12 protein-coding genes are annotated in these 14,538 nt (G+C 62.5%); all 12 read left to right on the top strand.

Annotated elements, in window-relative coordinates:
• Positions 1 to 313: 313 nt before the first annotated feature.
• Positions 314 to 1,174: a MaoC/PaaZ C-terminal domain-containing protein gene (locus HNQ99_RS16095; protein ID WP_221232740.1), complete on the top strand. Its 861-nt coding sequence runs from the start codon at positions 314 to 316 to the stop codon at positions 1,172 to 1,174.
• A gap of 53 nt (positions 1,175 to 1,227) precedes the next feature.
• Positions 1,228 to 2,160, top strand: a complete 933-nt coding sequence (locus HNQ99_RS16090) for an SDR family NAD(P)-dependent oxidoreductase (RefSeq protein WP_322790392.1) — start codon at positions 1,228 to 1,230, stop codon at positions 2,158 to 2,160.
• A gap of 5 nt (positions 2,161 to 2,165) precedes the next feature.
• Positions 2,166 to 2,981, top strand: coding sequence for an enoyl-CoA hydratase/isomerase family protein (locus tag HNQ99_RS16085; RefSeq protein ID WP_184477528.1), 816 nt, complete (start codon positions 2,166 to 2,168; stop codon positions 2,979 to 2,981).
• A gap of 157 nt (positions 2,982 to 3,138) precedes the next feature.
• Complete coding sequence (locus tag HNQ99_RS16080; RefSeq protein ID WP_184477526.1) at positions 3,139 to 4,590, top strand: 3-oxoacyl-[acyl-carrier-protein] synthase III C-terminal domain-containing protein; 1,452 nt, start codon at positions 3,139 to 3,141, stop codon at positions 4,588 to 4,590.
• Between the two features lie 2 nt (positions 4,591 to 4,592).
• The gene (locus HNQ99_RS16075) at positions 4,593 to 5,789 is read left to right on the top strand and encodes an acetyl-CoA acetyltransferase (RefSeq protein WP_184477524.1); all 1,197 of its coding nucleotides are present in this window, start codon (positions 4,593 to 4,595) and stop codon (positions 5,787 to 5,789) included.
• Complete coding sequence (locus tag HNQ99_RS16070; protein ID WP_221232739.1) at positions 5,789 to 6,937, top strand: acyl-CoA dehydrogenase family protein; 1,149 nt, start codon at positions 5,789 to 5,791, stop codon at positions 6,935 to 6,937. Before HNQ99_RS16075 ends, HNQ99_RS16070 begins: the two co-directional genes overlap by 1 nt.
• A gap of 14 nt (positions 6,938 to 6,951) precedes the next feature.
• On the top strand, positions 6,952 to 7,935 hold the full coding sequence (locus HNQ99_RS16065; protein WP_184477522.1) for a thiamine pyrophosphate-dependent dehydrogenase E1 component subunit alpha: 984 nt from the start codon (positions 6,952 to 6,954) through the stop codon (positions 7,933 to 7,935).
• A gap of 12 nt (positions 7,936 to 7,947) precedes the next feature.
• Positions 7,948 to 8,928: an alpha-ketoacid dehydrogenase subunit beta gene (locus HNQ99_RS16060; RefSeq protein WP_184477520.1), complete on the top strand. Its 981-nt coding sequence runs from the start codon at positions 7,948 to 7,950 to the stop codon at positions 8,926 to 8,928.
• 13 nt (positions 8,929 to 8,941) lie between these two features.
• Positions 8,942 to 9,172 (top strand): biotin/lipoyl-containing protein, encoded by a 231-nt coding sequence (locus HNQ99_RS16055; RefSeq protein WP_184477518.1) that lies wholly within the window; start codon positions 8,942 to 8,944, stop codon positions 9,170 to 9,172.
• A 109-nt stretch (positions 9,173 to 9,281) separates the two neighbouring features.
• Positions 9,282 to 11,522, top strand: a complete 2,241-nt coding sequence (locus HNQ99_RS16050) for an acyl-CoA dehydrogenase family protein (RefSeq protein ID WP_184477516.1) — start codon at positions 9,282 to 9,284, stop codon at positions 11,520 to 11,522.
• Between the two features lie 32 nt (positions 11,523 to 11,554).
• A complete protein-coding gene (cofH, locus tag HNQ99_RS16045) occupies positions 11,555 to 13,873 on the top strand; it encodes a 5-amino-6-(D-ribitylamino)uracil--L-tyrosine 4-hydroxyphenyl transferase CofH (protein ID WP_184477514.1) in 2,319 nt (772 codons plus the stop codon).
• A gap of 24 nt (positions 13,874 to 13,897) precedes the next feature.
• Positions 13,898 to 14,536, top strand: coding sequence for an NADPH-dependent F420 reductase (gene npdG, locus HNQ99_RS16040; RefSeq protein WP_184477512.1), 639 nt, complete (start codon positions 13,898 to 13,900; stop codon positions 14,534 to 14,536).
• The last annotated feature ends 2 nt before the right edge of the window (positions 14,537 to 14,538 follow it).

Below are 14,538 nucleotides of genomic sequence, written 5' to 3'. Positions count from 1 at the left end.
GTATCGATGCTGGCGCTCATTGTCTAATCTCTAAATTGTTAGGCATCGCTTAGAATTCCCTTGGGCCTGCGGTTGTTGAGACGCCATCACCTTAAGTATATTCGCAAGTATATTCGCACAACGCGCTTGCCGATGGGCGCTTGCCGATGGCTCGACTGCCGGTTTCATCGTGCTCGCGGATCGCAAAGCGTCGCGAGCGACAAAGGACCAGAAATGTCGCCGAGCCTGCTCCGTACCGAGATACCTTTCTTGTTCCTAAATCCTAAATCGGGTAAGGGAAGTCAATCTCGACCGCATCAGGGGGCCAAAAATCGTGAATCTGGACATTTTGCAACGTTTCAAGCTCGACGACAAGGTGCATGAATATGGTGCGCGGGATACGATTCTTTATGCGCTGGGATTGGGCTATGGCAGCGATCCGACTGACGAAGCGCAACTGGCTTTCGTATATGAAAAGGGACTGAAGGCGGTGCCTTCGATGTGCAATACGATTGCGCATCCGGGATTTTGGATTGACCGGCCCGAACTTGAGATCGACTGGGTCAAGGTGCTGCACGCCGAGCAGGCATTTGAAATTCACACGGCAATTCCGGCCGAAGGCCGCATGCGTGGGGAATATTCAATTCTGAGTGTCGAGGACAAGGGGGCCGACAAGGGCGCGATCATGAGGATGCAGAAGCGTCTGTTCGATCGCGACACCGGCGATTTGTACGCCACTGTGACGCAGACCTTGTTTCTGCGCGGGGATGGGGGCCAGGGGGGATTCGGAAATCCCGGCTCGGGGCTTTCCCCGCTGCCCGAAGCAGAGCCCGACCTCGTCATTGACATCCCTACCATGCCGCAGATCGCGTTGATCTATCGCTTGAGCGGCGATTTGAACCCAATTCACGCCAGCCCTTCGGTCGCGCGCAAGGCAGGTTTTGATCGGCCGATCCTGCATGGGCTGTGCACCATGGGCCTTGCGGCAAGGGCGCTGATCACCGGTTTGTGTGATGGCCGGCCGGAACGGCTAGGCTCCATGGAGGTCCGGTTCAGCCGGCCGGTGTTCCCGGGAGAAACGATCCGTGTGGAGGTTTATCGCGAGGATGAAAATGTTCGCTTCCGGTGCCGATCGGTTGAACGGGATGTTGTCGTGGTGGATCGGGGGCGCGCCAGCTTGGCGAAAGCCATATAATTTAGTACATTGACACTAGCAGCTAAACCTGTAGTCCTTATTACAGAGAACAGATGGGATGGAACATGGAAAACTCGCAAATTCTTGCCGGTAAGGTGGTAATCGTTACAGGCGCGGGCAACGGCGTGGGTGCGGAGATCGCAAAGCTCGCTGCTCGCTGCGGCGCCAGTGTCTTGGTCAACGATCTTGGCGGCGGCGCGGCCGGCGGCGGCGCGGACACCACGCCTGCGCAGCGGGTCGTCGACGAGATCAAGGCGGCCGGCGGCATCGCCGCACCGAGCTTCCATTCCATCGCCACATGGGAAACGGCCGAGCAGATCATCCAGGACGCGATCAATGCATTCGGCAAGATCGACGCGGTGGTGAACAATGCGGGCATTTTGCGCGACGTCATCTTCCACAAGATGACCAAGGAGGACTGGGACCTGGTCCGCGCGGTCAACCTCGACGGCTATTTTTACGTGTCGCGCGCAGCGGCGCCCTATTTCAAGGAGCAGGGCAGCGGCGCGTTTGTGCACATGACCTCGACCAGTGGCCTGATCGGCAATATGGGCCAGGCCAATTATTCCGCGGCGAAGCTGGGTGTTGCGGGTCTGTCCAAGTCGATCGCGATTGACATGCAGCGCTTCAATGTCCGTTCCAACTGCATTGCGCCTTTTGCCTTCACGCGCATGGTCGGCACCATTCCGGCCAATGACGAGGCAAACCGCAAGCGCCTGGAAATCGCCAAGCGCATGACGCCGGAAAAAATCGCGCCGCTCGTTTGCGGCCTGATCAGCGATGGCGCGGCCGACGTCTCCGGCCAGATCTTCTCCTCGCGCATGAACGAGACGATCCTCTTCAGCCAGCCGCGCCCGCTGCGCACCGCTCAGACGTCCGAGGGCTGGACGCCTGAAACGATCGTCAGCCATGCGCTGCCGGCGATGAAGCCGCACTTCTACCCGCTGGACATTTCCTCGCACGTCTTCACCTGGGATCCGTTCTAAGCAAAATGAGCGAAAATCCGCCATTTCTGGTCGACCGGGCCGATGGAGTTCTCACGCTGAGCTTCAATCGCCCGGAGCAGGGCAATGCGATAACTCAGGAGGCGGTTCCTGGATTGACGGAACTTTTCGTCTCCATCGCGACGGATCCCTCAGTGCGCGTAGTGCTTGTTCGCGGGGAAGGTCCCAATTTTACCGCTGGCGGGGACGTGCGCGGCTTCCTGCGGGCAATCGAGCAGCCCGTCGCAGCCCGTCGCGCCGACTTCGCCGCGCGACTGAATGCAGTTCAGGCGATGGTGGAGGCCTATCTTGCCATCCCTGTGCCGATCATCGCGGCGTGTCAGGGCGCCGTGGCGGGGGCGGGGTTGATGTTCGCGCTCGGCGCTGATTATGTCATCGGCGACGAGACCGTCAATTTCCTGTTCTCGCATCAGAAGGTGGGCCTGCCTCCCGATGGTGGCGTCAGTCTGCTGCTGCCGCGCGTGGTGGGGCAGCGCCGGGCAGCCGAACTGATACTGACGGCAGCTCGCATTGGGGCTGACGAGGCGTTCCGGCTCGGGTTGGCGACGCGGATAGTTGCATCTGCAGAGCTGGCAAAAGAGGGGAATGCTCAGGCGAAACGCTTTGCGCGCGCTCCTGTGGGAGCTGTCCGACAGGCTAAGCAATTGCTCGCCTCCAGTGGTGCACAGTCCGCGGCTGCTCAGCTCAAGGCCGAGCGTGACGCGATTGTGGAAGCGGTTGGCCAACCGGATTTTGAAGAAGGCGTACGGGCTTTCCTGGAAAAGCGGCAACCTGCTTTTCCATCGACATTGCTTGACCCGTGAACGGGCGAATTCTCGCTACGATCCTGGGTGCAGGTTTAATAGTGACGATGTTTGGTTTATCGGCAATTTCGCGTTCGGGGGGCATGGCGACAATTTGACGGCGTGTTCCTTTCCTGGAGATCAGTGAGGTCTAAACCTTACCTTAAATGGAGTTCCAATGGCCGACTTTGGTATAAAGCTGTTCGGTGGCTATGTGCCGCGCTTGCGGATCGATCGATCGCTGATTGCAGAGGCGCACAAGTGGATGGCTCCTGGCCTGCGCGGTCAGGCCAAGGGCTCGCGCGCCTTTCTCAGCTGGGACGAAGACGCGGTCACCATGGCGGTTGAAGCAGCTCGCGACTGTCTTGACGGACGGGATGCTTCCGATGTCGAGGCGCTCTATCTGGCGTCGACCAGCCTGCCCTATGCCGATCTTCAGCATTCCTCGCTGGTGGCGAGCGCTATGCGGTTGCCCTCGGGCATTGCCAGCAGCGATGTCGGCTATTCGCAGCGCGCTGGCACCTCGGGGTTCCTGCAGGCGCTCAAGGCGGGCGACAATGCCCTGTTCATCGCCAGCGACGCCCCCAACGCCAAGCCTGCCAGCACGCAGGAACTGAGCTATGGCGCGGGCGCCGCGGCGTTCCTGCTCGGGTCGGGCGAGGTGGTGGCCCGGCTGCTGGGTTGGGCGAGCGTGACGGCGCCCTTTGTCGACCATTTCCGCGCTGCCCAGTCCCGCCATGACTATTTCTGGGAAGAGCGCTGGGTCCGCGACGAGGGCTACGCCAAGCTTGCGCCGGCGGCCATCGCCTCGGCCTTGGCGAAGGCGGACATCGCGGTTGGCGACATTACCCATTTTGTCATGCCCTCTTTGCAGCGCGGCGCGGCCGATGCGGTCGCCAAGAAGATCGGCTTTGCAGGCAAGCCTGCCGACGGGCTGGAAAATGGCGCTGGATATGCGGGCTCTGCGCATGCCCTGCTCATGTTGGCCCATGTGCTGGAAACGGCGGCGGCAGGCGACAGGATCCTGGTCGTCGGCTTCGGCCAGGGCGCCGACGCTCTGGTGTTCGAGGTCACCGAGGCAATCGCGAATGCAAAGCCCCGCCGCGGGGTATCGGGCGCGCTTGCGGACGGGCTTGCGACCGACAGCTATATGCGGATGCTGTCATTCTACGACGGCATCGACCTTGAATGGGGTATGCGATCCGAAAAGAACGCAAAGACCGCGCTGACCGAGCAATATCGGTCGGCCGAGGAAGTCAGCGGTCTGCTGGCGGGCAAATGCGGGAGTTGCGGCACCATCCAGTTTCCGCGGCTTGAATATTGCGTCAACCCGGAATGCAACGCGCCGGCAAGCCAGTTCGAGGACTATTCGCTGGTCGATGAACCCGCGCAGGTGCTGACTTATACCGCCGACTGGTTGTCCTATCATCCTGCGCCCCCACTTTATGTGGGCTTCGTGCAGTTCGACAACGGAGCCAGGATCCTGATGGAGGTTGCCGATGTCGGTGCGGAGGGGCTTGAGGTCGGGACGCCGCTCAAGTTGACGTATCGCATCAAGGAGCGTGACCGCATTCGCGGCTACAACCGGTATTTCTGGAAAGCTACGCCGATGGGCGGGGCAGGAGCATAACCATGGCGACAGGCATCAAGGACAAGGTTGCAATCCTCGGGATGGGATGTTCGCGCTTCGGCGAACGCTGGGACGCGAACTCGTCCGAACTCATGCGCGAGGCGTTTGACGAGGCGCTGGCCGATGCGGGCATCGAGCGTTCGCAGATCGAAGCGGGCTGGTATGGCAGCGCGATGGACAATGTGAACGTCGGCAACTCGGCGATCCCGGCATCGACCGCGTTGCGCCTCGACGGCATTCCGTTCAGCCGCATGGAGAATATGTGTGCGACCGGGACCGAGGCGCTGCGTGGTGCGGCCTATGCGGTGGCTTCGGGCGCGGTCGACATCGCGGTCGCGATCGGCGCGGAAAAGCTCAAGGACACCGGCTATGGCGGGCTGCCGTCGCCCTACAAGGGCACGTTCAACGACATGTGGCTGCCGATGGGGTCGGCGCCTGCCGGCTTTGCCCAGCTTGCGGCGGGCTATCGCACCAAGCATGGCGTGTCGAAGGAAGACCTGAAGCGCGGCATCGGGCATGTCTCCTGGAAGAGCCATCAGAACGGCGTCCGCAGTCCCAAGGCGCATCTGCGCAAGGCGGTGCCGATGGAAACGATCCTCAATGCGCCGATGATCGCCGAGCCGTTGGGGCTGTTCGATTGCTGCGGCGTGTCGGACGGCGCTGCCTGCGCCATTGTCACGACGCCCGAAATCGCGCGAGCGCTGGGCAAGAAGGATCTGGTCACGATCAAGGCGATCCAGCTTTCGATCAGTTCGGGCATCGAATCGCAGATGAACGTCTGGGACGGCAGCCATGTGCGCAACACGCGCAACGCGGCGGCGCGCGCTTATAAGGAAGCCGGGATCACCGATCCGCGCGAGCAATTGGGCCTGATCGAAGTGCATGACTGTTTTTCGATCACCGAGCTGGTGACGATGGAGGACCTGTTCATCTCCAAGGAAGGTCGGGCGGTGAACGACGTGCTTGACGGCTTCTATGATGCGGGCGGCAAGGTGCCGTGCCAGATCGACGGCGGCCTCAAATGCTTTGGCCATCCCATCGGGGCATCGGGTCTGCGCATGGCCTATGAGGTCTACAGTCAGCTTCTGGGCCGCGCCGGCGAGCGTCAGCTGTCCTCGCCCTCGGTGGGGCTGACGCACAATCTGGGCGGCGTTCCCTATCAGGGGATCGCGGCGATCTCCATCTTGGGTCTCAGCTGATGAAGCGCACGCTGTTTTCGGCCGAGCATGAGATGTTCCGTGACACGGTGCGGAGCTTTGTCGAAACGGAAATGGCGCCCTTCCACGCCGAGTGGGAGAAGGCGCAGCGGGTTCCGCGCGATGTCTGGCTGAAGGCCGGCGCTGCGGGGATGCTCTGTTGCGACATCCCCGAAAGCTATGGCGGCGCGGGCGCTGACTGGCTCTATAATGTGGTGGTGATCGAGGAGCTGGCGAAGGCGGGAATGTCCGGGCCGGGTTTCATGGTCCATTCCGAAATGGTGGCGCCTTATATCCTGGCCTGGGGGTCAGAGGAGCTCAAGCAGAGCTGGTTGCCGCGCATGGTGACGGGCGAGGCGATCGGCGCGGTGGCGATGACCGAGCCCAATGCCGGCAGCGACCTCAAGGCGATCCGCACCCGCGCCGTGCGGGAAGGCGATGCCTATCTGATCAACGGGCAGAAGACCTATATCTCCAACGGCCAGAATTGCGATTTCGCGCTCGTTGCGTGCAAGACCGATCCCGAAGCGGGCGCCAAGGGCGTCAGCATCGTGCTTTCGCCGGCGGACACGCCGGGCTTCGAGCGAGGCCGCAACCTCGAAAAGATCGGGCTGAAGGCGCAGGACACGTCCGAACTCTTCTTTGCCGACATGCGGGTGCCTGTCGCCAACCGGCTTGGCAATGAGGGCGGGGGCTTTGCGATGCTGATGACCAAGCTGTCGCAGGAGCGCTTGACCCAGGCCATTCGCAGCATCTGCGTTTGCGAAGCGGCGATCCAGTGGACGGTGGATTATACCGCCGAACGCAAGGCCTTCGGCCATAGCATCGCGGATTTCCAGAATACGCAGTTCGTGCTGGCGCAGCTGTCTGCCGAAACCACCGCGCTGCGCGTGTTCACCGACTGGTGCATCGCCAGTCATCTCAAAGGCGAACTCAGCCCCGTTGACGCCGCCAAGGTGAAGATGCTGGTCACCGATCTCCACAACAAGGTCGTCAATGAGTGCCTGCAATTTTTTGGCGGCTATGGCTATATGACGGAATATCCGATCGCGCGTGCCTTCATCGATGCACGCATTGCACGCATTGCGGGGGGCGCTGCTGAAGTTATGAAGCAAATCATTGGCCGCGACTTGTTTTCGGACAAGCGGTAAGCAAGGAGGACGGGATGTCGAACTTACCTAAACCGGATGCGGCAACGCTGCTCGAAATCTATCGCAAGGCGTCGCTCATTCGCCATAATGATTTGCGCGTAATCAAGGCGATGAAAGCCGGTCAGCTGGTGACGCCCTATTATTCGCCGGCGGGGCAGGAGATCATTCCCGCCGCGCTCTCCGTCAGCCTCAGCGACAGCGACACGATCTGCACCATCTATCGTGGCACCCACGACATGCTCGCCAAGGGCTTTCCGTTAGAGCCGCTCTGGGCTGAGCTTGCCGGACGCGTGACCGGCAGCTGCAAGGGGAAGGGGGGTACGATGCACCTTACCCATCCGGAGAGCGGGTGCATGGTGACAACCGGCGTGGTGGGCTCGTCGATGCCGATCGCCACCGGCCTTGGCTGGGCCGCCAAGCTCGACGGCAAGGGCGATGTCGCGGTCGCCAATTTCGGTGATGGCGCGGCGAATATCGGCGCGTTCCACGAATCGCTCAATCTTGCGGCGCTGTGGAAGCTGCCGGTGATCTTCGTCTGCCAGAACAATCTTTATGCCGAGCATACCAGCTTTGCCAATTCGACTGCTGTCGATCAGCTCTCGAAGCGGGCGGCGGGCTACGGCATGCCCGGTGTGACGGTAAACGGTAACGACGTCGACGAAATGTATGGCGCTGCAAAGATCGCGGTCGATCGCGCGCGGGCGGGCGAGGGGCCGACGCTGATCGAGGCGCTCACCTTCCGCTTCAATGGGCATCTGATCGGCGACGCCGCCGGCTATATTCCCAGGGAAGAGCTGACTGCGGCGAAGGAGAATGATCCTTTCCTGACGCTGCGCAAGCGTGTGCTCTCCGACGCTGCGGCAAGCGAAGCCGAGCTTGATGCGATCGACGCGGATATCAAGGCGCGCATCGAGGTGGCGGTGGAGGCCGCGTTCAAGGCCGAACAGCCCGATCCTGTCGAACTGAAGCGCGACGTGTTCGCCACCGAACTGGCCTGAGGGATCAAGACGATGACAACGCAGACCATGAACACCATCCAGGCCGTCAATCTCGCACTCCACGATGCTCTTACGGCCGATCCCAAGATCGTCGTGCTCGGCGAGGATGTCGCCGATTTTGAGGAGGGCGGCGTCGTCGGCGTCACCAAGGGGCTTTCGACCGCGTTCGGCGACGATCGCGTCAAGTCGACGCCGATTTCCGAGCAGGCGATCATTGGCGCTGCGATCGGCGCTTCGCTGCGCGGCTATCGCGCCGTTGCCGAGATCATGCTGATGAACTTCACGACGGTGGCGATGGACATGATCGTCAATCATGCCGCAAAGCTGCGCTTCATGTCGGGCGGCCAGACCCATGTGCCGATCGTGATCCGCACGATGACCGGATCGGGCATGTCGAATGGGGGTCAGCACAGCGACTATCTGGAAGCCTGGTTCGCGCATACCCCCGGCATCAAGGTGGTGGCGCCGTCCAACCCGGCGGACGCCTATGGTCTGCTGAGAAGCGCGATCGAGGACGATGATCCCGTGATCTTCATCGAGAACCTGCCGGGCTATTGGAATGTCGGACCGGTCGACCGCGAACGGGTCCCGCTCGGCAAGGCGAAGGTCGCGCGCGAAGGGGGCGATGTGACGATTATCAGCTACGCCTCGATGGTGGCCCCGGCGCTCGCCGCGGCGGAAAAGCTCGCCGGCGAAGGCATTGCGGTCGAAGTGGTCGATCTTCGCACGATCGCGCCCTGGGACAAGGACACGGTGCGCGCCTCGGTCGAGAAGACCGGCCGCGCCCTCATCGTGCACGAGGCCGTAAGAGAGTTCGGCGTCGGCGCCGAGATCGCCGCCGAACTCAACGAGCATTTCTTCGGACGGCTTAAGGCCCCGGTGAAGCGCTTGGGCGGGGCCTTCTCGCCGGTGCCCTACGCCAAGTCGCTCGAAGAGGCGTTCGCGCCGTCGGCGGCCGGCATCGAAAACACCATACGCGGCCTTCTGGCCTGATAAGGAGTTCCATATGGCCACTGAAATTCTGCTTCCCAAGCTCGGCTTTTCGATGTCCGAAGGGCAACTGGCCGAATGGCTGGTCGCCGACGGCGGGGAGGTTGTCGAAGGGCAGCCCCTGTTTGCATTGGAAAGCGACAAATCGACCAACGAGGTCGAAGCGCCGGCATCGGGGACGCTGCGAATATTGAAGCAGCCCGGCGAGACCTATGAAGTGGGGTGCGTTCTTGGAGTGATCGAATAGCCATGACCCTGGCGCTGTCGCTCGCCCCGCTCCTTTTGCACGCGAGCGGCCAGTTTTTGGCAAGCGATCGGCCAGTTGTTCAAGGCGCGATGAAAGAGGCCGGTAGTTCATGATCTTTGCCTTGACCGATACCCAACAGATGTTCGGCGATATGCTGGGCAAGCTCCTCGATGCCGAAAATGATTTCGAGGAGCGGCGCCGCCGGCTTTCGGGCGCGTCGCCCGACCGGATGGCGCTATGGCCCGCGCTTGCAGAGCAGGGCATTTTGGGCGCGACCTTCCCCGAGGAGGCTGGGGGCTTTGGCGGAACGATGCGGGACATCGCCGTCGTCATGGAAGAGGTCGGCCGCAAGCTGGTGGTGGAGCCGGTGTTGGCCAATGCCCTTTGCGGCGGCATTTTGCGCGCCGCGGGCGAAGACCTGTCCGCATTGATCGCCGGCGAAACCGTGATCGCCCTGGCGCATGAGGAAGGCTATGATCCCTTCGGCCTGCCCGAAACGCGGGCGGCGAGGGCTGGCGAGGGCTATCATATCAACGGCCGCAAGCTGGTGGTGCGCCATGCGGATCTGGCCGAGCGGTTCATCGTAACGGCCACATTGGACGGCGTTGCTGGCGCCTATCTGGTCGATGCCAGGGCCGACGGGATAACGCGCGACAGCTTTCGCCTGATCGACGGTTCCTCCGCCGCGACAATGGAATTTCTGAACGTCCCGGCCCGCTGGCTTGCCGGCAACGATGTCCTCGTTGCGGCGCTCGAGCAGGGGCTGGTCGCGCTCGCCGCCGAAACCGTGGGCATCGTCACCGCGCTCAATGCAGCGACCTTCGCCTATCTCGGCACGCGCCAGCAGTTCGGCGTGCCGCTCGCCAGTTTCCAGGCGCTGCAGCACCGCGCCGCGGACATGTTTGCCGCCGCCGAGGAAGCCCGCGCGCTGACCGAGCAGGCGATCGAGGCCATGGACGCTGCTACGCCCGACCGCTCGGCGCTCGCCTCGGCGGTCAAGGCGCTGGCGGACGATGCCGGGCGGCGCATCGGCCATGAAGCGGTCCAGATGCACGGCGGCATGGGGGTGAGCGACGAGCTTGACGTCAGCCATTATATGCGTCGGCTTGCGGCTATCCGGGCGGAGTTGGGAAGCGCCGACCTGCATCGTGCGCGGTTTGCCGGACTGGGGGTCAATGTCGTCAAGGACACCCCCTTCCGCGCCGAGGTCCGCGCGTTCGTGCGCGCGCATTTGCCCGAGGATATCGCCCGCAAAGGCGCCCTTGGAATGGAGATCGACAAGGACGATTATGTCCGCTGGCAGAAGATCCTTTACGAAAAGGGCTGGTTTGCCGGCGCATGGCCGGTCGAACAGGGCGGCGCTGGCTGGAGCATGGAACAGCAGTTGGTGTTCCTGCAGGAATCATCGGTCAACAACGCGCCGATGATCATCCCCTATGGCGTCAACATGATCGGACCGGTGCTCCAGGAGTTCGGCACCGACGAACAGCGCGCGAAATATCTGCCCGGTATCCTCTCGAGCGACACATGGTGGTGTCAGGGTTACTCCGAGCCCAATTCCGGTTCCGATCTTGCCTCGCTCAAGACCACTGCGGTGCGCGATGGCGACCATTATATCGTCAACGGCACCAAGATGTGGACGACCGAAGCGCACTGGGCGGACATGATGCATTGCCTGGTCCGCACCGACCGCGAGGTGAAGGCGCAGCGCGGTATTTCCATGCTGCTCATCGACATGACCAGCCCCGGGATCGAGGTGCGGCCGATCGTCACCATCGATGGCCAGCACCATACCAATCAGCTCTTCCTCGACAATGTCAGGGTTCCGGCCGAAAATCTGGTGGGCGAGGAAGGGCAGGGCTGGACGATCGCCAAATTCCTGCTGTCGCACGAACGGGTAGCGATCGCCGATACCGGGCCCAAATTGCGCCTGCTCAAGAACATCAAGGCCATGCTGGCCGAAGTACCCTCGTCGTCAGCCAAAGCCCGTCTCTCCGAAAAACTTGCAGGGGCGGAAATTGAGCTGCTGACGCTTTGTGCGCTGGAGCAAAGCTATGTGACGAAATGGGCCGGCGGCGCGTCCAAGGATGGGCCTGAGGCCTCGGTGCTCAAGGTCCGCAGTACAGAGATACTTCAGAAGCTGTCTGAAATCGCGCTGGAGATTGAAGGTCCGCTGGGCGGGGCGCATGATCCTGAAGATCTCCACCTTAAACCGCATGGCCAGTTCACGCCGTCCCAGCGCGCGAGCTTTATGGGCCATCAATATCTCTACGGCCGCTGCTGGTCGATTTTTGGTGGCACGAACGAAATCCAGCGCAATCTGATCGCAAGATCGTTAGTGTCCGGCTAATCGACTTGCCGGACATCAAAGAGGACATTGGGATGTCGGACTATTACAAGGGTCTTATCGAGGAAGACCGGGCGTTGGCCGATGGACCGCTGGACGAGTTAATCGCCCGGGCGGAAGCCATGACGCTCGGATCCTTCGGACCGGTTGTCACTTACTCCCGCAAGGTGTTCATTCCGCTCACCAAGCTCTGCCGCGACGTTTGCCACTATTGCACCTTCGCTTCTACGCCTTCGAAGGCCGAGACGGCTTATCTGTCGCGCGAAGACGTGCTCGCCGTCGCAAAAGCAGGGGCTGCGGCAGGGTGCCGCGAGGCCCTGTTCACGCTCGGTGACCAGCCCGAGGCGCGCTATTCTGCCGCGCGCGAGGCGCTTGGCAAGCTCGGTCACGCCACCACTTTGTCTTATCTGCGCGAAATGGCGCGGGCGGTGCTCGACGAAACCGGGCTGCTGCCGCACCTGAACGCCGGCCTCATGGATGAAGCAGACTATGCCGCGCTGCGTCCGGTCTCGGCGTCGATGGGACTGATGCTTGAAACCGCGTCGGATCGCTTGTCGGAAAAGGGCGGCCCGCATTTTGGCTCGCCTGACAAGCTGCCGGCGCGCAGGCTGGCATCGATCGAAGCGGCGGGGCGTGCGGGCGTGCCGTTCACGACCGGCCTGCTGATCGGCATCGGCGAAACCCGTGCGGAACGGGTGGATGCGCTCGTCGCGATCCGTGAATTGCATCGACGCTACGGTCATATTCAGGAAGTGATCATTCAGAACTTCCGGGCCAAGCCCGGCACCCGGATGGCCGATCATCCCGAGCCCTCGCTCGACGAGCATCTCTGGACCATCGCCATGGCCCGGCTGATCCTGGGCCCGCAAATGGTCATCCAGGCGCCGCCCAATCTCCATGCGCCCGACGAACTCGCGGCACTGCTGCGGGCGGGCGTAAACGACTGGGGCGGCGTTTCGCCGGTCACGCCCGATCATGTCAATCCCGAGGCTCCCTGGCCGCATCTCGCCCTGTTGGACGAGGCTACGACCGCCGCAGGACGCGTGCTGCGAGAGCGGTTGGCGATCGGGCCTTCTTATGCGCTCGAAGCCCAGCGCTGGACCGATCCTGCGATAGCGACGCTGGTCCGCCGGGCGATCGACGCGCGCGGCCTTCCCATTACGGACAACTGGCATTCCGGGGCGGGGAACGTAGCTCCCGTGCTGGCGAGCAGCAGCCGGACGGCGGGATCGGACGAGATCGAAGCGATTATCGCGGCCGCGCGCTCTGGCGAGCGGCTTGACGAAAATGCTATCGTGCGGCTGTTTGAAGCGGACGGATCGCATGCGGGACTGGTCCTGGAGGCGGCCGACACGTTGCGGCGCGAAGTGGTCGGCGATGCGGTCACCTATGTCGTCAACCGGAACATCAATTACACCAACATCTGCCTCTATAAATGCGGGTTCTGCGCCTTTTCGAAGGGCAGCACGAAGGCGATGCGCGGACCTGCCTATCGCCTCGACCTGGAGGAGGTCGGACGCCGCGCGGCAGAAGCGTGGGACCGGGGCGCGACCGAAGTCTGCCTCCAGGGCGGCATCCACCCGGACTATGACGGCAATACCTATCTTTCGGTGTTGAAGGCGGTGAAGGCGGCGGCGCCGGGCATCCACATCCACGCCTTCTCGCCGCTGGAGGTCAGTCATGGGGCCTCCACGCTGGGGCTGGGGCTGGAGGAGTATCTGACCCGCCTTCGCAACGCCGGGCTTTCTACTCTTCCTGGAACCGCGGCCGAGATATTGGACGACGAGATCCGCGCCATCATCTGCCCGGACAAGCTTGGCGCCGAGGAATGGCTTGAGGTCATGCGTACCGCCCACCGGGTCGGTCTGCGCTCGACGGCCACGATCATGTTCGGGCATGTCGAGGGCTATGAGCATTGGGCGCGGCACCTGCTGCGGGTGCGCGACCTCCAGGAGGAAACCGGCGGCTTTACCGAGTTCGTGCCGCTGCCGTTCGTCCACATGGAAGCGCCGATCTGGCGCAAGGGACAAGCCCGTTCCGGACCGAGCTTCCGCGAGGCGTTGCTGATGCACGCGGTCGCACGACTGGTGCTGCATCCGGTGATCCCCAATATCCAGGCGAGCTGGGTCAAGCTGGGTAGCGACGGCGTGATCGCCGCCCTGCAGGCAGGCGTCAACGATCTGGGCGGCACGCTGATGGACGAATCGATTACCCGGGCCGCAGGGGGCCTGAACGGCCAGCTTTGCGATCCCGAGCAGATGGCGACGCTTGCAGGTCAGGCGGGCCGTCAAGCCGTGCAGCGCACCACGCTTTATGCCTCGGTCCCGCAGCCCCAGCTCGAAGCAGCGGAATAATCTCAAATGGAAGGACAATCTGATATGGTCGAAAAAATCGCGGTCGTTGGCGGCACTGGCAATCTGGGCGCGGCCATCGCCCGCCGGCTTGCCAAGGCAGGGCATAGCGTCGTCATCGGTTCGCGTTCGGCCGAAAGCGCAGAGCGCACCGCAACGGAACTCGGCTTTGGCCTTACAGGGCTCGCCAACGCCGACGCAGCGCGTGAAGCCGACCTCATCATCGTCACCGTGCCGTTCGGCGCGCAAGAGGGGACACTGGCCGAGATCGCCCCGCATTGCGCCGGCAAGATAGTGGTCGACACCACCGTGCCGCTTGTCCCCCCCAAGGTGATGCGCGTCCAGCTTCCCCCCGAAGGCAGTGCCGCGCAACGGGCCCAAAAGCTGCTCGGCGAAGGCGTTACCATCGTCTCCGCCTTCCACAATGTCGCTGCCCACAAACTCGCCACCGATGAGGATGTCGCGTGCGACGTGCTCATATTCGGCGACGACAAACCGTCGCGCGAAAAGGTGGTGCAGCTTGCCCACGACATGGGCCTGCGCGCCTTCCACGCCGGCGCCCTCGGCAACGCCGCCGCCGCAGAAGCCCTCACCTCCATCCTCATCTTCATCAACAAAAACTACAACGCAGGCGACGCGGGTATTCGGATTACGGGCAACCTGTGATA

This window comes from Rhizorhapis suberifaciens (genome assembly GCF_014200045.1).
In the GTDB taxonomy this organism is placed as follows: Bacteria; Pseudomonadota; Alphaproteobacteria; order Sphingomonadales; family Sphingomonadaceae; genus Rhizorhapis; species Rhizorhapis suberifaciens.
This window is presented reverse-complemented; position numbering and strand designations above follow the sequence as displayed.

Coding starts and splice junctions, on each gene's coding strand:
- HNQ99_RS16090 (WP_322790392.1), top strand. CDS start 1,228: ATGGGATGGAACATGGAAAACTCGCAAATTCTTGCCGGTAAGGTGGTA.
- HNQ99_RS16070 (WP_221232739.1), top strand. CDS start 5,789: ATGAAGCGCACGCTGTTTTCGGCCGAGCATGAGATGTTCCGTGACACG.
- HNQ99_RS16065 (WP_184477522.1), top strand. CDS start 6,952: ATGTCGAACTTACCTAAACCGGATGCGGCAACGCTGCTCGAAATCTAT.
- HNQ99_RS16080 (WP_184477526.1), top strand. CDS start 3,139: ATGGCCGACTTTGGTATAAAGCTGTTCGGTGGCTATGTGCCGCGCTTG.
- HNQ99_RS16060 (WP_184477520.1), top strand. CDS start 7,948: ATGACAACGCAGACCATGAACACCATCCAGGCCGTCAATCTCGCACTC.
- npdG (WP_184477512.1), top strand. CDS start 13,898: ATGGTCGAAAAAATCGCGGTCGTTGGCGGCACTGGCAATCTGGGCGCG.
- HNQ99_RS16055 (WP_184477518.1), top strand. CDS start 8,942: ATGGCCACTGAAATTCTGCTTCCCAAGCTCGGCTTTTCGATGTCCGAA.
- HNQ99_RS16075 (WP_184477524.1), top strand. CDS start 4,593: ATGGCGACAGGCATCAAGGACAAGGTTGCAATCCTCGGGATGGGATGT.
- HNQ99_RS16050 (WP_184477516.1), top strand. CDS start 9,282: ATGATCTTTGCCTTGACCGATACCCAACAGATGTTCGGCGATATGCTG.
- HNQ99_RS16085 (WP_184477528.1), top strand. CDS start 2,166: ATGAGCGAAAATCCGCCATTTCTGGTCGACCGGGCCGATGGAGTTCTC.
- cofH (WP_184477514.1), top strand. CDS start 11,555: ATGTCGGACTATTACAAGGGTCTTATCGAGGAAGACCGGGCGTTGGCC.